The organism is Streptomyces sp. NPDC127595, from assembly GCF_042671685.1.
GTDB lineage: Bacteria > Actinomycetota > Actinomycetes > Streptomycetales > Streptomycetaceae > Streptomyces.
Map to the genome: position 1 here is coordinate 152,991 of NZ_JBHXWK010000001.1, position 21,509 is coordinate 174,499.

General features: G+C 69.5%; 14 protein-coding genes and 1 pseudogene. 9 read left to right on the forward strand and 6 right to left on the reverse strand.

Features of this window, described 5'->3' with window-relative positions; all coding sequences use genetic code 11:
- Positions 1-7: 7 nt before the first annotated feature.
- On the reverse strand, positions 8-667 hold the full coding sequence (locus tag ACFVKT_RS00675; RefSeq protein WP_385726095.1) for an MSMEG_1061 family FMN-dependent PPOX-type flavoprotein: 660 nt from the start codon (positions 665-667) through the stop codon (positions 8-10).
- 643 nt (positions 668-1,310) lie between these two features.
- Between ACFVKT_RS00675 and fusA the strand changes: the two genes are divergently transcribed.
- Positions 1,311-3,452 carry an elongation factor G gene (gene fusA, locus ACFVKT_RS00680; protein WP_385726097.1) on the forward strand — a complete coding sequence of 714 codons (2,142 nt, stop codon included), beginning with the start codon at positions 1,311-1,313 and terminating at the stop codon, positions 3,450-3,452.
- Positions 3,453-3,821: 369 nt separating this feature from the next.
- Here the strand turns inward: fusA and ACFVKT_RS00685 are convergent, their stop codons facing one another.
- Both ACFVKT_RS00685 and ACFVKT_RS00690 read right to left on the reverse strand, forming a co-directional pair.
- Positions 3,822-6,680, reverse strand: coding sequence for a DUF6493 family protein (locus ACFVKT_RS00685; protein WP_385726098.1), 2,859 nt, complete (start codon positions 6,678-6,680; stop codon positions 3,822-3,824).
- Positions 6,620-7,999 carry an SWIM zinc finger family protein gene (locus ACFVKT_RS00690; RefSeq protein WP_385726100.1) on the reverse strand — a complete coding sequence of 460 codons (1,380 nt, stop codon included), beginning with the start codon at positions 7,997-7,999 and terminating at the stop codon, positions 6,620-6,622. The genes ACFVKT_RS00685 and ACFVKT_RS00690 overlap by 61 nt, the downstream gene beginning before the upstream one ends.
- A gap of 516 nt (positions 8,000-8,515) precedes the next feature.
- On the opposite strand from ACFVKT_RS00690, the gene ACFVKT_RS00695 reads away from it, so the two are divergent.
- Complete coding sequence (locus tag ACFVKT_RS00695; protein WP_385726102.1) at positions 8,516-8,719, forward strand: DUF6153 family protein; 204 nt, start codon at positions 8,516-8,518, stop codon at positions 8,717-8,719.
- A 380-nt stretch (positions 8,720-9,099) separates the two neighbouring features.
- Positions 9,100-9,495 carry a hypothetical protein gene (locus tag ACFVKT_RS00700; RefSeq protein ID WP_385726104.1) on the forward strand — a complete coding sequence of 132 codons (396 nt, stop codon included), beginning with the start codon at positions 9,100-9,102 and terminating at the stop codon, positions 9,493-9,495.
- Between the two features lie 13 nt (positions 9,496-9,508).
- Here the strand turns inward: ACFVKT_RS00700 and ACFVKT_RS00705 are convergent, their stop codons facing one another.
- Positions 9,509-12,967: a type ISP restriction/modification enzyme gene (locus ACFVKT_RS00705; RefSeq protein WP_385726106.1), complete on the reverse strand. Its 3,459-nt coding sequence runs from the start codon at positions 12,965-12,967 to the stop codon at positions 9,509-9,511.
- A 34-nt stretch (positions 12,968-13,001) separates the two neighbouring features.
- Positions 13,002-13,880: pseudogene (locus ACFVKT_RS00710) on the reverse strand (3'-5' exonuclease); the annotation flags it as partial.
- Between the two features lie 54 nt (positions 13,881-13,934).
- Between ACFVKT_RS00710 and ACFVKT_RS00715 the strand changes: the two are divergent.
- Together ACFVKT_RS00715 and ACFVKT_RS00720 are read left to right on the forward strand one after the other, a co-directional pair.
- A complete protein-coding gene (locus ACFVKT_RS00715; protein ID WP_385726108.1) occupies positions 13,935-14,180 on the forward strand; it encodes a hypothetical protein in 246 nt (81 codons plus the stop codon).
- Between the two features lie 93 nt (positions 14,181-14,273).
- Entirely contained in the window at positions 14,274-15,128 is an 855-nt protein-coding gene (locus ACFVKT_RS00720; protein ID WP_385726110.1) for a PaaX family transcriptional regulator C-terminal domain-containing protein, read from the forward strand.
- Positions 15,129-15,233: 105 nt separating this feature from the next.
- On the opposite strand, the gene ACFVKT_RS00725 is transcribed toward ACFVKT_RS00720, so the two are convergent.
- Positions 15,234-15,656 (reverse strand): RidA family protein, encoded by a 423-nt coding sequence (locus tag ACFVKT_RS00725; protein WP_385726112.1) that lies wholly within the window; start codon positions 15,654-15,656, stop codon positions 15,234-15,236.
- Between the two features lie 254 nt (positions 15,657-15,910).
- On the opposite strand from ACFVKT_RS00725, the gene ACFVKT_RS00730 reads away from it, so the two are divergent.
- From ACFVKT_RS00730 to ACFVKT_RS00745, 4 genes are read left to right on the forward strand one after another with little or no spacing between them, the layout of a single operon-like run.
- Positions 15,911-16,393, forward strand: coding sequence for a cupin domain-containing protein (locus ACFVKT_RS00730; RefSeq protein WP_266473210.1), 483 nt, complete (start codon positions 15,911-15,913; stop codon positions 16,391-16,393).
- Positions 16,390-17,310 carry an acyl-CoA thioesterase gene (locus ACFVKT_RS00735; RefSeq protein WP_385726114.1) on the forward strand — a complete coding sequence of 307 codons (921 nt, stop codon included), beginning with the start codon at positions 16,390-16,392 and terminating at the stop codon, positions 17,308-17,310. Before ACFVKT_RS00730 ends, ACFVKT_RS00735 begins: the two co-directional genes overlap by 4 nt.
- 40 nt (positions 17,311-17,350) lie before the next feature.
- A complete protein-coding gene (locus ACFVKT_RS00740) occupies positions 17,351-19,087 on the forward strand; it encodes an AMP-binding protein (RefSeq protein ID WP_385726116.1) in 1,737 nt (578 codons plus the stop codon).
- Positions 19,088-19,101: 14 nt separating this feature from the next.
- Complete coding sequence (locus tag ACFVKT_RS00745) at positions 19,102-21,483, forward strand: bifunctional salicylyl-CoA 5-hydroxylase/oxidoreductase (RefSeq protein ID WP_385726118.1); 2,382 nt, start codon at positions 19,102-19,104, stop codon at positions 21,481-21,483.
- Positions 21,484-21,509: the final 26 nt, after the last annotated feature.

Genomic DNA, 21,509 nt, shown 5'->3' on the forward strand with positions numbered 1-21,509 from the left:
CGGTCCGTTACTCGTACCGGTACTTCAGCGAGTCAGCCTCCGCCTGCTCGATGTCGGCGATCGTCAACTCCGGCATGCGCAGTTGGGCCAGGGTCACCTCGGCCGAGGTCGGCTGGGCGTCCGCCGGCAGCCACTGCTCCGGCTTCCAGGCTCCGCTGCGCAGCAGCGACTTGGGGCAGTGCGGGTAGACCTCCTCGATCCCCAGCACCAGCGCACTGGCCGGCGGCTTTCCCACGGCGGTCAGCTGCGACAGCAGTTCCGGGCGGGTGGAGACGACAGCCCGGCCGTTCACCCGCAGGGTGGTCGTCCGCCCGGGGATGACGAACAGGAGTCCGGCCCGTCCGGTGGCGATGACGTTCTGCAGGGTGTCCAGACGCTTGTTGCCGGTCGCGTCCGGAATCGCCACCGTCCGTGCGTCCAGGACGGCGACGAACCCGGCGGGGCCGCCGCGCGGCGAGACGTCGCAGTTGCCCTCGGCATCCGCGCTGGCGACCAGAACCAGCGATGAGCAGCCGATCAACCGCCGCGTGTGCTCGGTGAGTTCGGTCATCTGCTTGCGCACGGCCGCGTCGCCGGGGAGTTCGTACGCCCGGCGCAACGCCTCCTGGTCGGGCACGGCGTCGAGGCGGAGCAGGTCGAAGGCACTGCCGGTAAGAGGTGTCGTCATGTCTCCAACCCTAAGAGCCGACCTGCGACTGATCTTGGTCGGTGTCCTGTCCGGCTTTCTGCGGGCTGTCGCGCCGACATCTGCGTGAGTTGGCCGCGAAATTCGCCCCGTGCCGGGTGGCGCGCTGCGCGTCCGGGCGGCACGGGCGACGTGGGGGCGGCCCGAACGCCGCTACAGCCGGCGGGTCCGACGCTGCTCGGCCGTTCGGACAGCAGTCCGGTGTGCCCGAGCGGCGTCGGCGTCGGCGTCTGCAGTCGGTATCGGGTATGCCAAGAGGCAGGAAAACCCGGTGACGCGCCCCCGCCCGGCTCCTTACACTCGCCACACCATGCGCGCCGTACAACAACACGGCGCGCGCCGTGACGAATGAGGGGAGGCCGGCCGTGCGTTACCGCACCGCTGTCGTCGTTCCCCCGTCACGGTACGAGGTGATCCTCGTGTCTCCGTGTGTCCGGTGCCGGCTGCGCGGCCGGAACCGGATGTCCGTGACGAACACCTGACCTCTCTGCCCGCCCGGTACCGAGTGAACCGGGCGCGTGCGTCCCCGTGAGTCTGCGTCTTCTCAGGCGTGCTCGCGGGCACAGGTTGTCTCGTCCGGTAATCGCGCCGACCCGTTCCGGATCATCCTGAAAGGCCATGGGCCGTGCGTACAGACCTGCACCGACACCTCACCCGTCCCGCTCACCCCGTCAACCCGCTGACCGCTGTCCGCAATCTGGGCATCCTGGCCCACGTCGACGCGGGGAAGACCACCGTCACCGAGCGGATCCTCTATCTCACCGGGACAACGCACAAGCGCGGTGAGGTCCATGACGGCACGACCGTCACCGACTTCGATCCTCAGGAGCGAGATCGTGGAATCACCATCTTCGCCGCGGCCGTCAGTTGTGCCTGGGACGGCCACCGGATCAATCTGATCGACACCCCGGGCCATGTCGACTTCTCCGACGAGGTGACCCGTTCGCTGCGGGTGCTCGACGGTGCGATCGCGGTGTTCGACGCCGTCGCCGGTGTCGAGCCGCAGAGTGAGTCGGTCTGGCGGCAGGCCGACCGTTACGGGGTGCCACGGATCGCTTTCGTCAACAAGCTGGACCGCGCCGGTGCGGACCTCGACTCGGCGGTCGCGTCGATCCGGGAGCGGCTGCATCCGGCGCCGCTGGTGGTGCAGTTGCCGATCGGTGCGGAGGACGGGTTCACCGGCGTGGTGGACCTGCTGCGTATGCGGGCGTTGGTCTGGGCCGACGGCCGTGACGGGGTCGAGGAGGGGCCCGTGCCCGCGGCGCTGCTCGACGAGGCGCACCGGCGCCGCCGGGTGCTGGAGGAAGCGGTGGCGGAACTCCATCCCGTGGCGCTGGAGGAGTTCTGCGCGGAGGCCACCGTCTCCGCGCAGACCCTGGAGAGCGCGCTGCGCCACCTGACCCGTACCGGTGACGCAGTGGTGGTGTTGTGCGGCTCGGCCTACCGCAACCGTGGCATCGAGCCGCTGTTGGACGCCGTGGCGGCGTATCTGCCCTCGCCGCTCGATGTGCCTGCCGTGCGCGGCACTTTCGACGGTACGGAGCAGGAGCGGGCCGCCGACCCGGCGGTGCCGTTCGCGGCGCTGGCTTTCAAGGTGAGCGCTACCGCCACCGGGCGGCTGACGTATCTGCGTGTGTACTCGGGAACGATCCGGAAGGGAGAGGCAGTGTGGGAGGCGGGCGCGCGCCGAACCGAGCGGATCGGGCGGATCCTGCGGGTCCAGGCCGACCGCCACGCCCAGCTGGACCTCGCGGTGGCCGGAGACATTGTCGCGGTGGTCGGGCTGAAGTCGGTCCGCGCCGGGTCGACACTGTGCGCGCCCGGGGCACCGTTGGTCCTCGAACCGCCGACCACGGCCGATCCGGTCGTGTCCGTGGCGGTCGAGGCTGGGGCGAGCACCGACACGGAGCGCTTGGTGTCGGCGTTGACGCGGCTGGTCGAGGAGGATCCGTCGCTGGTCGTCCGGACCGATCCCGAGACCGGGCAGACGGTGCTGTCGGGCATGGGCGAACTGCATCTGGAGGTGGCGGTGGAGAAGATCCGGCGCGCCCACGGGCTGGATGTCCGGGTCGGCCGGCCGAAGGTGGCGTACCGGGAGACGGTTGTCCGGGGCGTTGCCGGACTGGTCTACCGGCACGTCAAACAGGATGGCGGCGCGGGGCAGTTCGCCCATGTCGTGATCGACGTCGAGCCGTTGGAGGCGGCCGCCGCGGGTGGCGCTCATGACAACGCCGGTGGCAGCGCGGCGGGCTTCGAGTTCCGGTCCGCCGTCGTCGGCGGGCGGGTGCCGCAGGAGTACGTCCGGGCAGTGGAGGCGGGGTGCCGGGACGCCCTGGCCGAGGGTCCACTCGGTGGTCACCCGGTGGTCGGGCTGCGCGTCGTCCTGACCGATGGAGCGACCCATCCGAAGGACTCTTCGGAGATGGCGTTCCGGACGGCCGGGCGACTCGCGCTCCGGGAAGCACTGCGCGCCGCTGCGATGGTCCTGCTGGAACCGGTGGCCGAGGTGACGGTCACCGCGCCCGACGAGGCCGTGGGCGGTGTGCTCGGCGACCTGGCGGCACGGCGCGGCCGGGTCTCGGGCTCGACCGCGCGGGCGGGAGCGGTGATGGTCACCGCCACCGTGCCGCTGGCGGAGCTGTTCGGCTACGCGACCCGGCTGCGTAGCCGGACTCAGGGCCGGGGAGTCTTCACCACCCGGCCCACCGGTTACGCCCCGGCACCGGGCACGGCGTCCGACGGGACACCGGTCCGGTCGCCGCGCTGAGTCCGGCTATGCGACCCGGGTGCGCGGCGCCGGTCTCAGGGCGGCGGAGTTTTCACCGCCTCCGGTTACGCCCCGGCACCGAGTACGGCGTCCGACGGGACACCGGCCCGGTAGCCGCGCTGAGTCCGGTTATGCGACCCGGTTGCGCGGCGCCGGACTCCGGGCGGCGGAGTTTTCACCGCCTCCCGGTTACGCCCCGGCACCGAGCACGGCGTCCGGCCGGACACCGGTCCGGTAGCCGCAATGACGGTCCCGCCCGTACGCGGGGCGGGACCGTCCACGGCGGATGTGCCGGTGCCCACCCGGCTCACCAGCTCCAGCTCCCCTGGGGGCACAGCACATGCCGTGCCCCCAGTTCGCGCAGCAGACTCAGCCCAACACCTCGCGCAACAGCCTCGCGTTCTTCACCAGTTGGCTGGACGCGGCGCGTTCGGCCACCACCGTGACCTCGGGGATCTCTCCCTTGGCCGCGCAGCGCGAGGCGCACTCGACGGCGAGGGAGAGCAGAAGTGCCGTACCCCGGACCGGGGTGTCGCGAAGCAGGCCGGGAAGGGCGGCTTCGAGTACGGACCACACCGTGGCGTAGGCGCCCGTCTCGGCCGCGGCCCGCAGGGAGTCGCTCGCTCGGTTCGCGCCAGGCCGGCCGTCGTTCAGGAGGGCCTCCAACTGTCGTCCGAGCAGGCCCGTGTCCAACTGTCCTCGCGCGGCGAGGACCAGCAGGGCATCCACGACCGCGTCGCGATCGATGTGCCAGATCAGTCCGAACGCCAACGCCAGGTGCACGGAGTAACCCGCCGGACCGCCGGACTCCGCGACGAACGGCAGGTTGCGGGGCCATCCCTGGTGGGACATCCGCGGTTCGAAGTAGTCGCGTGCCATCAACTCCTCGCGGTGGTGCGGCAATTGCGTGACCCAGAAGGGTGTCATCGGGTCGGCCAGACCGTTGTTGCCGAGGTAGGGGCCGACCAGGGCCGCGGCGACCGGCGGAAGCGTGGGATCGACGACCACTCCGGGGCGTACGGGTGTCCACCACCCCTGCGACGCGGGCTTGGGCGGCTTGCAGTGCGGCCAGCCCTTGGGCTCCGAATCCTGGTGGGGCAGGCCGCCCTCGCGCAGCCAGCGTGCCAACCGCCGCCCGGCGTCGGAGCCGAGTTCATCGGCCGCGCGCAGCACCTGTTCGTCCGGTGTCGGGGTGACGCGCAGGAGAGCCTGCGCCAGATCGACCGGTGCGGGAGTGACGCCGAGTTCGTCGAGCGCCGAGACCCGCTCCACCAGTACAGCGGCGTCCAGCGCGCCGGTGGCGAGGGTCGGCACGGCCAGCAGGAACGGCTGTGTGCCGGACTCGATGACGTCCATCGCCTCGGTCAGGCGGGCCGCGAGCATCGAACCGGCCAGGGAGTAGGTACGGCTCGGACCGCTCTGGTGGACCTGGACCGCCCGGCGCATCATGACGGCCCGTCTCCTCGGCTCGTCGCCCCGCACCACGCTCGCCACGTCGTAGAGGTCGGCCGGTATCCAGTCGACGTAGCTCTTCGGTTCCTGGCGCATGACCGGCTTCAGCGCCCGGGCCAGCGAGGACCGGTCGAGGTGGGCGTGGCGGACCAGTCCGTCCAGGGCGCGCTCGAACGCCACCACGTCCTGGACGTTCGCGAGGACCATCGCGACCTCCTGCACGACCTCGGCGGCCGTCGCGAGGGGGCCCGGCACGGGGCGGGGTTCGGGCACGGCGGGCAGGACGTCCGCGTACGGCTGCCCGCTGCGGGCGTCCTGGGAAGCGCCGAGCGATTCGGTCGTGCCGAGTGGTTGGGTCGTGGCGAGTGGTTCGGTTGTGCCGAGTGGTTGGGTCGTGGCGAGTGGTTCGGTCGTGCCGAGCCGTTGGGTCGTACCAAGTAGCTCGGTCGTGCCGAGCAGTTCGGCGGCTCGCGCCGAGAGGCCCGGGCTGAGTTGTCCGGCGGCCGACCGCAGCTCCGGCAGCACCGAGTCGTCGGCGGCCTTGAGATGTTTCGCGACCAGCTTGAGCGCCTGCTCCTGGAGCGTCATCTCCCGGTGGCCGAACGTCGTCGCCGCGTCGACCAGGGCACGGCCCGCCCGCGCCGGATCCCGCCGCGCCACCCGGCCGAGCCAGCCGAGTTGAGTGCGCACCAGCTTCTTCTCCGGGCGGAGCAGGACCCGTTCGCACGCCTCGGTGAGCAACTCGGGCTCCAGCAGCCCCGCTTCGTCCAGCCCGGTCAGGACCTCCTGGGCGTAGGTGGCGACAGGCAGCGACCGGTCGAGCAGCGCCAGGTAGTCCCTCACCACGAGCGCCTGCTCGGCCGGTGTGGGGGCCAGAGCCCGCAGGAACACGAGGAAGGGCGCGATCTCCCTGCGCGTACCGTCTTCGAGAAGACGCCCGAGAAGATGGTCGACAAGGGCGGCGCGTTCGCGGGCCACACCGGCATGTTCGGCAGGAGTGAGGGCGAACGCTTCCAGCGTGACCACCGCCTGCGTCCCATGGGGCGGATCGCCGACCATGTCCGCGAAGAGGTTGTGGATCAGCTCGTCACGGTCCACGACGCCTTCGGCAGCGAGGCCGATGAGCGCTTTCATCGGCCGTTGCCACGTGTGCCAACTGAAGACGAGGGGCCCCGGTCGGGCCACGGCCAGGGGGAGGAGTTCCGGGGTGAAGTCGTCCGCGCGCAACCGCTCCAGGAAGTCGGCACCCGGCGCTCCGCCCAGCACCCGAGGGCGCCGCTCCCGGCTTTCGGCGCGGTCGTACAGCCAGGCCAGGACGAACTCGTGCGAGGCCGGCAGCGGACAGCCGGTGTCGCGGACGAGGTGCTCGGTGACCGCGAACACGGCGCCGACGGTGGTCGCCTGTTCGCCGAGGTGCGCGGCCAACTCGGTGCGCCATGCGACGGGGTACAGGTCCAGGAGGTCCACTGTCCAGGTGTCCATCGTGAAGTACGGGTACGTCCGGATCCAGACCGCCGCAGCCTCCGGCGTGACCTGACACCCCAGCCGGGCGGCGCACAGGGCGATCCTCTCCTCCTCCGTGTGCTCACGCCGGGCGAAGACCTCGAAGAAGGCTGTCAACTCGGCGGCGCACGCACCTCGCTGATCAGGCGTCAGCGCACCCAGTTCCCGTACGACGCCGGCGACGTCACCGGCTTCCACCAGCTCGACCAGCTTCATCGTGCCGCCTCCGTCGCCGTGTCCCGGACCATCCGCACCGCGAGCACGTGCGTGCATGGTCCGCGTCCTCCCCGGTACTTCGCCCACCAGAGGCAGGTACAGCTCAGTCGCCCGGTGTCGTCGGCGCGGACCACATGCTCGTGATCACCCTTGCCGACCGAGGCCAGCGCGCCGTCCAGCCGCACCGCCCCCTCCGCCACCAGCGCCCGCGCTCCGCGTAGCCTGGGGTTGCGCGCCTCCGCGGCGCCCGCGGAGAACGGCAGTTGCCGGTGGAAGTACGCCTCTTCCGCGAGGTCGTAGCCGATCTGCCCGGACGTCCCCAGCACGGTCAGCGCGGCGCGCACCCGCTCGGGAGACAAGCCGGCCTGCCGGGACAGCTCGGCCACATCGACCCTCGGTTCCCAGGCCAGCAGCGCCGAGACCAGGTCCGCGTCCTCCGCGGCCGACCCCGTGGCGAGGTCGTTCAGCACACCGCCCTCGCCGGAGAACCCCCGCGAGGCATCCTGGGAGAGCATCAACGTCAGCCGCATTTCTGGCAGTTCGGCCTCCCACGCGACGGCCGTGGCCTGCCCCTCCGTGACGTCCGGGGCGTACACCCGCAGGGTCGTCGCGTGCCGCAGTACCTGCTGAAGCACCAGGAGCCGCTCGGGGCCGGGCAGACACACGGCGCCGGGAACCGGCCTGCTCGTGGGGCGCAGGGTGCCGCCCACCGGCACAACCCAGCGTGTTGTACGGGCACTTGACCGGCGGGTGGGACGTGGCAGCGTCCGAAGGAAGGTGGCCGCCGCCGCGGCGGGTACCTCGGCACGCAGGGTGAAGCCCGCCGCGAGTACCTGTGCCTCGGCGAAGCCGCGCAACCAGCGCTCCGGCAGCGGGACCTGCTTCTCCACGAACCGGCCGTCGAACGTGGTGACCTCCAACTCATCAGGTCCGACGGCCAGTTGCAGTGGATCAAGGCCGCCGAGCCTGGCGAGCGCCCGGCGGAGCGGGAAGTTGATATCGACGTTGGTCGTGCCGTGGCCGATGACGTCGCCGTCGAGGGCGGCGCCGAGCAGGTCGAGCCGGGCGTAGGCGCCGCAGCAGCCGGAGAAGGACTCCATCCGCAGCCGGTCGCCGTCGGCCGTCACCACCGGGTCCAGTGAGGCGGGCGCCGCCGGCTGGTAGTAGCGGGTCGCCGCGACATCGGCGACCGTGAGCAATCCCGCCGCCGCGGCGACGGGCGCCGTCAGGAATCCGCTGAAGAACCGCGGATGGGCCGCCTCGCCGGACGGTGTGGCACCGCCGGAGGTCTCCAGCGTGAGGGTGCGCCGCCCGGCCGTGGACTCGTGCACGGCCGACGGTTGTAAGTAGGAGTAGGACTGTATGTGTGAGGTCACGTGGACACGCTACGGCTGGGCAGTGACAAGGCCACGAGAGCCGTTGACAGACACGGCCGGTGCCCGCGACGTGTTCGCCGACGGCGACTGGTGGCTATCGTGCTCGCATGACAGCGGATCTTCAGTCGTCCTCTGTCGCCGCCGACGGTGGCGACACGCGCCTCGGCCAGCTGATCATCACGGTCTTCGGCCTGTACGCGCGGGGTGAGCACAACTGGCTGTCAGGCCACGGGAACTCTCGAACGGCTGCTGTTACCCCTGGGGTGCGAGGCGCCGAGGGGCATTCGATCGCGATAACTCGATGATTCCGTGATGCGCCTCGGACAGCTTGCTTGACCGCGATTGACGTTGCGGTTCTCCGGGCTGTTCGTAAGCGTTTTGTTGTCGGGCCTGTTCGGATGCACGGTCTGGGGCCGGTCCCGCACGCCACCGCTGCCTCCGGACACGACCGGACGATGGCGCCCGCCTCCGTGGCTCTCATGGCGTCCGTGCCAGACGTTTGCGATCACGACGAGAGTGGCTGCACGGGGCGCGCGGAACATGGTGATCGGGTGTGCTCCCACGTCTGTCGCCGCGTCTCCCGCGGTGGTGCCGGTGCTGGTGCCCGATGTGGTGGTCCGTGCCGGGGAGCCGGATGCGCGTACCGCGTCGGCCGGCGGCGGGCTCGACGGTGGCCGCGCACCACCTGTCCTGGCCGAACTCCAACTCCTGCGGATCTAGAGCAGCCTGTGTGACGCCGCCGCCCGTGAGGCGCGCCACGCGCAGGCATGCCCTTCACCGTTCCGATCCCACGAGTTCAACCATGGCAGCTCACCGCAAGATCATCTGCCGAAACGCTCTCGCCGCCACTGTTGGCGTGGCCGCACTCGTACTCGCCGCCTGTAGCAGCGGCGGCGGGGCACGACATGGGGTCCATGGAGTCCGACTCCAGCCCGACCGCGACCGCCTCGGCGAAGGCCGGCGGTCACAACGACGGGGACGGCTGCGAGGCACCCGGCGTGGCTATGGGGAAGGGCGCGACCACTGGATCGACGGGGAGACCAGCCACGCGGCGCACGGCAAAGGGCAACAGGACGCGGCGCTGTGCTAGGTATGGGCGCATGCCGCTCCCGCGCCTTGTGCTTACCGATTCGCAGCGTCACTTGCTGGCCGAGCTGGTGCTTCAGCCACTCCCGGATCCCGCAGAGGGCGATGAGGTGGAAGTGGTCACTTTCGCGCGGGGGCTGGACCTAAGTGAGGTCCTGCGCGATATCCAGGAGCTTGGTTTCCTGGGGCTCGTTCTGAGGGAGGACGGTGCGGTGGTTGCCACTGATCTGGGCGCGGCCATCCACTATCAGGCACTCTATGAGGTCGCGGAGTCCCGGCTGGGGGATGTGGTGCGGCTGGCCGCAGCCGTTGAGGACGACCAACCTCATCTGACGCGCGTCGTGCGGCAGTTGGTGCAGGGCGATGTCACGCTTGATCAGGCGCTCGCGAGCGTGGACCAGAAGAGTTGAACCCGGGATGGCCTCATCCGCCGGCGACATTGCCTGCTCCTGGATCGTGAAACAGCCCACCGGTCGCGCGCAGTCTGGCCTTACGGGCCGCCGGGCGCACCGGCAGGACTCCTGCACTCTGAAGATCTGTCAGTGTCACGGTCGGGCCGGCCAGGATCCCTGAGAGCAACTCGGCCTGAGCCGGGGCGAGATCGGTCAGCCGACGTAGCAGGGAGAGCAGCTCGATGAGCTCGCTGGTCCACTCAGTGGGCCAGCTCTCGACATGGATGTCGTCCAGCGGACTGGTCCTCTTGCTGTTCGGCGATGCCTTGCGATAGCCGAACCACTTCTTGATGATCTCCATGCCGCCGACGTCGTACGCCCACACTGCCTCGGTCACCGGACTGAAGGCGCCGTCACCGACGTGCAGCGTCTCCGACTCGGGTTCGTAGCGCATCCGAGCGGGGAGTGTGTCGCCGATGTGGGTCACGTACTTCACTTGCCGTGTGTCACCGGGAGCGAATCGGACGTTCCCGGCCGGGCGTCCTGTCGACGGCTCCGCGTACCGTTCGCCGAAAGTGGACGTCCACAGAATCTCCCGGCCGAGTGCCACTGCCTCGTCCCACAGCTCACTGACTCGGGTGAGGGGCAGGCGTACGCCCGGGGTCAGTAGTTCTTCCGTGAACCGCTCGGTGAAACCGGAGTGCCCGGCAACCGTGATGGTGTAGGCCGCCAGGTCGTCCAGGCTGAGGCTTGCGCGGTCGAGAGCTCGGGCGAGGTATGACAGAAGACCCGTGGGCGCGTTGGGAGTGCCGTCGGGGTGCAGTAATGGCATGATGCGGCCCCCGCGGCCGTTGAAGTGGTGTGTGTCGGGGATCAGATGTGTCGCCACCACCGCCGGACCAGAACTGATCTCGTGCGACGACTGCTGGTTGAGGAAGAGCTGGTCGCCTAGGCGGGATGCCCAGAGGTCGGGGCGTGGATAGTCGAGTGCGCGGTTGTCTGCGATGAGGTACTGGCGGTCGAAGCTGCGCAGCGCTGTGCGTATGAGGTGTGGGGTGGTACGCGTTTCATCGAGAAGAGGGCGCGTTGGGGAAGTTATGCCCGGTAATGGCTGTCTTCTGTCCGTGAGTTTCAGGTCGCGCGTCTCTTTGAACAGTTCTGCCTTCTGTGCCGGGTCGGCCTCGCGGATCAGCCGTGCCCATCTGCGGCGCAGGATTTCGGCGGAGGGCGCGCTCACCCAGGAGCGATTCGATGTGATGCCCAGACTGCCCCAAGGAAACAAATCGTTCAGTTCGGGGAAGTCGTCCCAACCGGACTCTGTGGCTGGTGTCAGTGGTCGTGATCCTTGCGCATGAGTATCACGCCATCCGTCGTCGTCAAGACGGATCTGCTTGAGCTGTGCGAACTTCTCGGAGCGTTTCCCGTTCACGGCCCGGTAGTGGATGCGAGCCCGGCGTTCCTGGCCGCGTTCCATGCCCGCCTTGCGGACGAAGATGTAGATGGCGAGCGGCTGAGCGACTCCCGGGAAAACTCTGGTCGCGATCTCGGCGCGCTGACCTTCGGGGGACAGGTTGATGACCCAGCCCTCGTCGCAGGTTCGCCGCAGATAGTCCCGCATGCCACGGCCGCCGGGGCCGGTGGCCCACCCCGACGGGGTGATGAGACAGACCACACCATGTCGGTCCTCGGCATGGGCGTCGAAGACCTTCCAGGTGGCCCAGCGCCAGAAGTACACGTACATGTTCTTGAGAACATGCTCATAGCGTCCGTTTCCCTCGTACCGAAAGGCGTCGAGAGTGGGCGGCTCTTTCCCCTCCGGCCGCTTCTCCACCCATCCCCCGCGGCCCTCCGCCTTGTCGTCGTAAGGAGGGTTCGCGGTGACGGCGGTGACCGCGATGGTTGCCTTTACCTGATTGGCGCGTCTGCGTGAGAGGGAGAGGGCATCGTACGTCGACGCCAGGTACTCCTCTTCGACATAAGGGTTGTCCAGAGTGTCGGTGACGAAAAGGTTGAGCCCGCCCTCAGGCAAGGACACCTTGTACTTCTTCAGCAGGTCGGATGCCCGCAACTCGGATACCGCGAAGGGCCCCATCTGTAACTCGAAGCCGAACAGCCTTGTTGCGAGCCGGGAGATGGCGTCGCGGGCCATCGCGGGGCCATGACGCTCGATGGCCTGCTCGGCGACCCGTTCGATGATCGTATGGAGGAAAGTGCCCGTGCCCATTGCGGGGTCGACGATTCTCACGTCGTCCCCCGCGAAGCCCAGCTCCTGATCCAGCCGCGTGCGGAGCACATCCTCCGTGAGGCGGACCATCTCCGCGACGACCTCGCGAGGCGTGTAGTACGAGCCGCTCTGCTGGCGCAGCTTGGGGTCGTAGACCGTGAGGAAGTGCTCGTACAGATGGAGGTAGGCATCCCGGTTGCCATTCCGGATGGCGGCCCAGTCCACCTTGGCGATGGTGCGGGTCAGCAGGTCGAGCGTGACAGTGAAGCGTTCGTTGATGTTGTCCGTGAGCAGCTGGAGAGCCTTGCCCATGAGGGCGTGGTCGGCGTCCAGATGCCGGCCGATCTCGTGGAAGGAATCGGGTTCGAGGGGGATGCCCTCGGTGCGAGCCAGTAGAAGTGCGAAGGTGACGGTCTGTGCGTAGCCGTCGGCGAATGTGCCATCGTCCGCGGAGGGGAACAGATACCGTCGCCAATCGTTCCTGAGCCCGGTGAATGGCCGAGCACGCATGTCGTGGTCCGGAGCGGTTGATCTGGCCTCGGCGGCAAGCTGTTCGAGCACTGCGCCGCGTAGCAGTCGGCACAACGGGGCGACGTGCTGTACCAACCGTGCCACTTGCGCGATGGGCTGGGGCTTCCACATTAGGAACTGCTTGAGCAGGGCGTCGAAAGCTGCCGGATCACTGACGGCGAGCTTCTCACCCGTGCTCTTGAGCGAGCCCGAGAAGAAGACCCCGTCGCCGATCTGTCGGCCGTCCCGGAAGAGTCTCCACTCCGTCCCGTTGGAATAGAGCAGGTTGGGCAAGTCCCGCAGTTTCTCCCACTGTTCGCGGTTGCTCTTGCCGAAGGTTTCCGGATCCACGGACAGGCCGGGGCGCTTCAACTCGATGTAACCGATGATGTCCTGCCCTGCCCGCACCGCGTAGTCGGGCCGCACCCCCAGGTCAGGCAGTCGGTACTCGTCGTGCCAGGTCACCTCGTGCTGTTTGTGATGTTCGCCGATCGCCTGCAGCAGATTTTCCAGTGGGCCGCGTATCGCTGCCTCCGGACTCCCGCCGCCCGACAGCTTCTGCTTGCACGAGGCGCCGAACCGTGTCACGGCAGAGCGCAGCCAGCCGTACTCGTCTCTCTGCACAGGCCCCCCAGTGCGAGGCCGCCGTCGACGGTGGGCGCAGGCCTCAACTGCCTTAGTTTCAACGGATATTGCATTCAAGGCCAAGGGCGCTGCAGGTCTTTTCCTCAGGAATATGCAGCGCAACGGGCGCACACTCCGGCCCCGTGCTCCCCTGTGTGCGCCCGGCTCACACCCCGGCGTCGAGGAGGAAGGGGGCTCGGCTCTCCGGATCAAGACACATACAGTCCGTCCCGAGCCCGGGTGCAGGCAACGAACAGCAGGCAGCGCTCCGCCAGCAGGTCGGTCTCGTGCTGGAGACGGTCGAGTTCAGCAGGCGTCACTGCCTTCGCGTACGGCAGAGCGCCCTCGCTCACACCGATCGCCGCGACGCACCTGTACCCCAACCCCTTGAAGGAGTGCATCGTGCCGACGTTGACCGCATTCGGATCAGTCGCCGCATTGCTGCGCGGCCGCAGGACCGGGACACCGGCGGCCTTGAGCATTGCTGCCGCTCTGTCGCACGTCTTGTTGTAGCGGGCGCTGACCCCGACCTCACGGGCGGCGACACCGCTGTCCACCCAGGCGTTCACACGCTCGACGAGCGCGTCGAGTCCGGCGTCCTCCGTGGTCGCGCCGTGCACCTCGGGGCCTTTGCCGTGCAGCGCCGGGCGGTAGTCGAGGAGTGTGTCGTTGCGGGAGCCGTCGGCCAGTTCTTCGAAGGGGCGGCCGATGAGCAGGGCGGTGGACCAGCTGAGGATCTCGTGCGTGGAGCGGTAGTTCTTGCGCATCTTCGTGGTCCGGCCGGAGACCGCGATTCCCACGGCCTTCAGGTACACCTTCGTGTCGTAGATGCGTTGGTGCGGATCACTCGCGATGAACAGGTCGTCGGGTCGCTCCTTGGCCGCGGCACGCAGCAGTCGCCACTGGGCGGGGTGAAGGTCCTGAGCCTCGTCGACCACGACGTGCCGGTAGCTCGGTCCCCCGCCCGCAGACGATCGGTGGCTTCCCCGCAGGTGCCCAGGTACGTTCGCAGCCCGTCCGCGGCGAGCCGTTGCGTGAATTCCTCGTGGTGGTGGATGCCAGCTTCAGGCACAGAGCCTCGGAGGAGCGAGACGAGGTCGTGGCCGCACTGAGTAAGGGGGACATCATCCAACCGCCGACGGGAACGGAGGGGAAGGGGGGCGCCCTTGTCGTGGCCATCGCGGATGAGTCGGATGCGGTGATCGTGACCAACGACAACTTTGTCGAACTGCAAAGCCGTTATCCGTGGTTGCGCGAGACTGGACGGACTCTCGGTGCTACCTACACCAAAGGCGTGTGGATCTTCACTCCGCGTACCTGCGTTGCTCCGCGGGAAAGGCGCTGAGGAGAGGTCCTCCACGGTTGACGAGAGATGTACCAGCCCCGCGGATCGCCCGCGACGTGTTCTCCGACAGCCCTCGATGGCTATCGTGCTCGCATGACAGCGGATCTTCAGTCGTCCTCTGTCGCCGCCGGCGGTGGCGACACGCGCCTCGGCCAGCTGATCATCACGGTCTTCGGCCTGTACGCGCGGGGTGAGCACAACTGGCTCTCGGTCGCGTCGGTGGTGCGCCTCATGGCGGAACTCGGGGCGGAGGGACAGGCCGTACGGTCCGCGGTGTCGCGTCTGAAGCGCCGTGGGGTGCTGCGCAGCGAGCGTCATGCGAACGCGGCTGGCTACTCCCTCGCGGAGCCGACCTTGGAGGTCCTCGCCGAGGGGGACGTACGTATCTTCGAGCGGGTCCGCGCGGTCCAGGAGGACGGCTGGCTCGTGGTCGTCTTCTCGGTGCCGGAGTCCGAGCGCGAGAAGCGGCACGCGCTGCGGACGAGCCTGACCCGTCTGGGCTTCGGCACCGCCGCGCCCGGGGTGTGGGTGGCGCCGGGCAACCTGGCGGGGGAGACGCGGCGGACCCTGGAGCGCCGTGGGCTGTCCCCGTACGTGGACCTCTTCACCGGGGAACACTTCGCCTTCGGCGACCTCCGGGCCAAGGTCCGCGTGTGGTGGGACCTGGACGAACTCACCGCGCTGTACGCGGACTTCGTGCGGCGTTACGGCCCTGTCCGCGACCGGACGTCGGCGGGCGGGACGACTGCGCCGGAGGCGTTCCGGACGTACATTCCCATGCTCACCCAGTGGCGGCGGCTGCCCTACCGCGATCCGGGACTTCCGCTGGCCCTGCTGCCGCCGGGCTGGAACGGGGTGACCGCGGGTGAGATGTTCCAGGAGCTGAACGCGGCGCTGGGCGCGCCGGCGCGCGAGCACGCGCTGGCGGTCATCCGCGGGGCTGGATAGCGGCACCGGAGGCGGTGAGCCGCCGGCGCGCACCGCTCATCCGCGGCGTGCACGCGCTGGCGGTCATCCAGGGGATGGGATGGCGGCACCACCGACGCGCCCCGCTCACCCGCGCGGCACCCGGAGCCGCTCCTCAGGAATCACCGCCACCCCCAGAATCTCGATCAGAGCCTCCGGCTGCCACAGGGCCGTGCAGCCGATGCCGGCCATGGCCGGGTAGACGGGGCCGGCGAGTTCGCGCCAGACCTCGCCGATCTCCTTGCCGTGGGCCTGGTAGTCGGGGATGTCGGTGAGGTAGATGGTCACGCTGACCAGGTCACCGGGCTCGCCCCCCACCTCGCGCAGTGTGGTCAGCACGTTGCCGAACGCCTGACGGAACTGCTCGACGATGCCGCCCGGCACGATCTTCATATCGGCGTCGAGGGCGGTCTGGCCGCCGAGGTGGAGCGTGTTTCCCGCGAGGGTTCCGTGTGAGTAGCCGCGGGGCGTCGGCAGGGCGGCCGGGTTCACGGCGACGGGCGAAGTCATGCGGCGGGCCTCCAGGGGAGTTCGGATCCGTTCCGATCCGTCCGGCGATGCGTATTGACAATAAATGACGACGGTGAAAAATACGAGACATGGCGCGCTCGGTCCCACCCGCCCGGCGGCACCGCACCCGCACCGGCACCGGCACTGGCACCGGTACGGGCCCCGCCACGGCCCCTCCCCCCCGACAACCGAAACGCCCGTCCCACGCCTACCGATACGGCCCGTCCCCCGACAACCGAAACGGAGCCGACCCCGTGGAGCCCGACCTCAGCAAGTACCGCCTCGAAGGCGACAACTCCATGTACCGACTGCCCAGCGGTCTCGTCGCCCCCGTCGTGACCCGCGGCGGCTCCGAGGACGGAGGCACCGCGGACTCGGGCGGGGCCGTCCGGATCTCGGGCGTGAGCATCCAGCACACCCCCGCCACCAGACTCTGGTTCGGCAAGGTCAGCAACGACCCCGGTTACCGCTCGGTCACCCACCACCACGGTGAGGCCGAGACCGGCGGGTACGTCCTGTCGGGCAGGGCGCGCATCTACTTCGGCGAGAAGTTCGAGGACTACGTCGACATGGAGGAGGGCGACTGGGTCTTCGTGCCGCCGTTCATGCCGCACGTCGAATGCAACCTCTCGCGCACGAAACCGCTGACGTGGATGACGACCCGGACTCCGGAGAACATCGTCGTGAACCTCCCCGACGTCGCCGACGCCGACCTGCGCGACTGGCTCGACCGATGACGACCGCCGACGGCACTGCGGAGGCCGACTTCACCTCAGTGACCTTCACCAGGGCCATCGCGCTGACCCCCGCCGAGCCCGAGCACTTCGACCTCGCCTTCACGGCCGTCACCCAGCCGTGCCCGTGGCCCAAGGCGTACGGCGGCGATCTGGTCGCCCAGGCCGCGGCCGCGGCGATGCGGTCGGTGACCGACGGCAAGTCGCTGCACTCGATGCACAGTTACTTCCTGCGCCCGGCCGACATCGGGGCGAGCGTGCGGTACGAGGTGGAGGTGCTGCGCGACGGCCGGGGCTACAGCACCCGGCAGGTACGCGGCTACCAGAACGGCAAGCCGCTCTATGTCTGCCTCGCCAACTTCGCCGCGGGTGAGGCCGGCGGGACCTTCCAGGCCCCACTCGCCGAGGTCGTCCCGGAGCCCGAGGAGCTGCCCGACTCGGCCGCCTACCTCGCGGAGCGCGCCGGCGGCACGATGACCGACGAATCGAGGGCCTACTGGTCGGGCGGCCGCAGCTTCGACATGCGGCATGTGCCCGGCCCCGTCTACCTCACCGTCGAGGGCAAGCAGGTACCGCACCAGGCGGTGTGGCTGAAGCCCTTCGACCCGCTGCGGTCCGTCGAGGGCCTGACCGACGCGCAGCGGGACCTGGCCGCCCTCGCCTACGTCTGCGACTACACGATCCTCGAACCCGTCCTGCGGGTGCTCGACCTGCCCTGGGCCAAGCCCGGGCTGATCACCGCCAGCCTCGACCACGCCATGTGGTTCCACCGTCCGGGACCGGTGGGCGACTGGCTCCTCTACGTCCAGGAAGCGGTGGCCGCGGACGCGGGCCGCGGGCTGGGCACGGGCCGCTTCTTCACACGCGACCACCGTCACCTGGCCACCGTGGTCCAGGAGGGCATGATCCGCACCGCCTGATCCGCCGCCCCGTCGGCGGGCTCCCGGAAGGACTCCTCCGTTGTCTCCTCCGACTCCGTTGTCCCTTTCGACCTCGGCGCACCTGGACACCTTCGCCCGCGACCACCTGCCGCCCGCGCACCTGTGGCCGACGATCGAGTTCACCACGCCCGAACTCCACTACCCGGACCGGCTCAACGCCGCCACCGAGCTCATCGACATCCCCGTAGCGACGTACGGGGCCGACCGCCCGGCGCTGCGCACCCCGGCCGGGGAGACCTGGACGTACGGCCAACTCCGCACGCGCGCCAACCAGGTTGCCCAGGTACTGACCGAGGACCTCGCTCTGGTCCCCGGTCAGCGTGTCCTGCTGCGAGGGCCCAACAACCCGTGGGCGGTGGCGTGTTGGCTCGGTGTTCTCAAGGCCGGCGGTGTCGTCGTGACCACCATGGCCGCACTGCGGGCCCGCGAGATCGCCCCCGTCGTCGAGCGGACGCAGCCCTCAATAGCCCTGGTGGACCACCGTTTCGCCGAGGATGCCCATGCCGTCCGGGCCAGCACCCTGCCGTCGCTGACGGTGGTGGAGTACGGGGGTGCGGGTGCCGGGGATCTCGTCGAGCGCGCCGCGGGCAAGTCCGGTGACTTCACCAACGTGCAGACCGCCGCGGACGACGTGGCACTGCTCGGGCCGACGTCCGGCAGTACCGGAACCCCGAAGATCACCATGCACTTCCACCGCGACATCCTGTCCATCGACAACACCTTCGGGCGCCACACGCTGAAGCTCGTCCCGGACGACCTGGTCGCCTGCACCGCACCCTTCGCCTTCACCTTCGGTCTCGGCATGCTCGTCGTCTTCCCGCTGCGGGCCGGCGCCTGCGCCCTGCTGACCGAGGCCGCCACCCCGCCGCAACTCGCGGAGCTCGTCGAGCGGGAGGGCGTCACCGTGCTCGCCACGGCGCCCACCGCGTACAAGGCGATCGTGCGTGAAGGGCACGAACAGCGGCTCGCCGGACTGCGCGCCGGAGTATCGGCCGGCGAACACATCGCGCAGGACACCTGGGAGCGGCTGCGCGACGGGCTCGGACTCAGGGTCATCGACGGCATCGGCGCCACCGAGCTGCTGCACATCTTCATCTCGGCCGCCGGAGACGACATCAGGCCCGGCGCCACCGGAAAGCCCGTACCGGGTTACCGCGCGGCCGTCCTCGGCCCCGACGGCGCGGAACTCGGCCCGGGGGAACCGGGGTTGCTGGGTGTCATCGGTCCGGTCGGCTGTCGCTACCTCGGCGACGAGCGACAGAAGGACTACGTCGTGAACGGCTGGAACGTCACCGGTGACATCTTCCACCGGGACGAGGACGGCTACTTCTTCTACCGGGCCCGCAGCGACAACATGATCGTCTCCTCGGGCTACAACATCGGCGGGCCCGAGGTCGAGGCCGCCGTCGACACCCACCCCGATGTGCTGGAGTGCGCCGTCGTCGGCCGGCCCGACACCGAACGCGGCTCCGTCGTCTGCGCCTTCGTCGTGCTCCGCGAGGGTGTGCCGGGCGACGAGGCCAAGGCGAAGGAGATCCAGGACCACGTCAAACAGGTCCTGGCTCCCTACAAGTACCCACGCGACGTGCGGTTCTGCGACTCCCTGCCGCGTAACACGAGCGGCAAACTCCAGCGCTTCGCACTCCGCAGGATCATCGAAGCCGAGCAGGCCGAGCAGGCCGAGCAGGCCGAGGCCCAGCAGCCCCAGCAGGCCGCCGCGCCCACCGCGCCTTCCCCGCCCGGCGGCGAGCAGTGAGAGGAACAACCCCCTTGAAGATCGCGATCATCGGCGGTGGCCCCGGCGGCCTCTACCTCGCCGCGCTGATGAAACAGCTCGACCCCGCCCACGACATCACCGTCTGGGAGCGCAACGCCCCCGACGACACCTTCGGCTTCGGCGTGGTCTTCTCCGACGAGACGCTCGGCGGTATCGAGAACTCCGACACCGAGTTCGCCGACGCCATGGCGCGGCACTTCGCCCGATGGACCGACATCGACATCCACTTCCGCGGTGAGAGCCACACCGTGGGCGGCCAGGGCTTCGCCGCCATGAGCCGCAAAGAGCTGCTCCGCCTGCTCCAGGAGCGATGCCGCGACCTCGAGGTCGCCGTCCACTTCCGGACGCCCGCCCCCGAGGGCCTGCGTGCCTCGCACGACCTGGTGGTCGCCGCCGACGGCGCCAACTCCCTTACCCGTGCGGCCCATTCGGACGTCTTCCGCCCCACCCTGGACCGCCGCCACAACAAGTACATGTGGCTCGGCACCGACCGGGTCTTCGAGGCCTTCCAGTTCTTCGTCAAGGAGACCGAGTGGGGGACCATGCAGGTCCATGGCTACCCGTACTCCGACAACGGCTCCACCTTCATCGTCGAGATGCACGAGGACGTCTGGCGTCGCGCCGGCTTCGACGCCACCGAGGGGGTCGAGTTCGCGCCGGGCGTCTCCGACGAGCAGGCCGTCGAGCGCATCCGGGACCTCTTCGCGGCGGAACTCGCCGGTCACCGGGCGTTCGCCAACAACTCGAAGTGGCTCAACTTCACCACCGTACGCAACGAACGCTGGCACCACGGCAACCTCGTCCTGGTCGGCGACGCCGCGCACACCGCGCACTTCTCGATCGGCTCGGGGACCAAGCTGGCGATGGAGGACGCGCTCGCCCTCGCCGCCTGCCTGCACGAACACCCGGACGTGGAAGCCGCGTTGACGGCATACGAGGCCGAGCGGCGGCCCGTCGTCGAGTCCACCCAGCGGGCGGCGCAGGCCTCGCTGGAGTGGTTCGAGAACATCGGCATGTACGTCCACCAGGAGCCGACCCAGTTCTGCTTCAACCTGCTCACACGGTCGCGCCGCATTACCTACGACAACCTCCGCGCCCGCGACGAGGAGTTCGCCGGCCGGGTCGACGCCGCGTTCGCCGCGTCCCAGGGGATCGACGGGCTCGACGGTGGCGTGCCGGCGATGTTCCAGCCTTTCCGGCTGGGGGAGTTGGAGCTGAAGAACCGGGTGATCGTCTCCCCGATGGACATGTACTCCGCGGTGGACGGCGTACCCGGCGACTTCCATCTCGTGCACCTCGGCTCCAAGGCCATGGGCGGCGCCGGACTGGTGATGACGGAGATGGTCTGCCCCTCGCCCGAGGGCCGGATCACCCCCGGCTGCACGGGTCTGTGGACCGACGAACAGCGCGACTCCTGGGCGAGGATCGTGTCCTTCGTCCACGACCGGAGCACCGCGCGCATCGGCCTCCAGCTCGGCCACGCGGGGCGGAAGGGTTCCACCCGGCTCATGTGGGAGGGCATGGACGAGCCGCTGCCGGAAGGGAACTGGGAGGTCACCGGACCCTCACCGCTGCCGTACGGCGCCGGATCGGCCGTTCCCCGTGAGCTCACCCGCGCCGAACTGGATGCCATCGTCGGCGACTTCGTCGGTGCGGCGCGGCGGGGCGCCGAAGCGGGCTTCGACCTGCTCGAACTCCACTGCGCGCACGGCTACTTGCTGTCCTCCTTCCTCTCGCCGGCGGCCAACCACCGCACGGATGAGTACGGCGGCTCGCTGGAGAACCGGCTCCGGTTCCCCCTGGAGGTGTTCGACGCCGTGCGCGCCGCCTGGCCGGCCGGGCGGCCGGTGATCGTGCGCATCTCCGCCACCGACTGGGTGCCCGACGGCAACACCGAGCACGACGCCGTCGAAATCGCCCGCGCCTTCATCGCGCACGGGGCGGACGCGATCGACGTCTCCTCGGGCCAGGTGACGAAGGAAGAGCGGCCAGCGTACGGCCGTTCCTACCAGACACCGTTCGCTGACCGGATCCGCCACGAGGTCGCCGCCGCCACCGGGGCGGCGGTCATCGCGGTCGGCGCCATCGCCTCGTACGACGATGTGAACTCGATCCTGCTCGCGGGCCGCGCCGATCTGTGCGCCCTCGGCCGCACCCACCTCTACGACCCGCACTGGACCCTGCACGCGGCGGCCGAGCAGGAGTACCGGGGCGCGGCGGCGCAGTGGCCGGAGCAGTTCGGCGCGGGGCGCCGCAAGCCGCCGACCTCGCGCACCGACGCCGTACGGCCGCGGCTTTCGTTGCTGCGGGCCGACGCCTCCGAGCGGAACGTGCATCTACGCTGGACGCCGTCGCGTGAACCGGCAACTGTGTGAGTGCGTCGTCGCCCCAGGAGGATTTC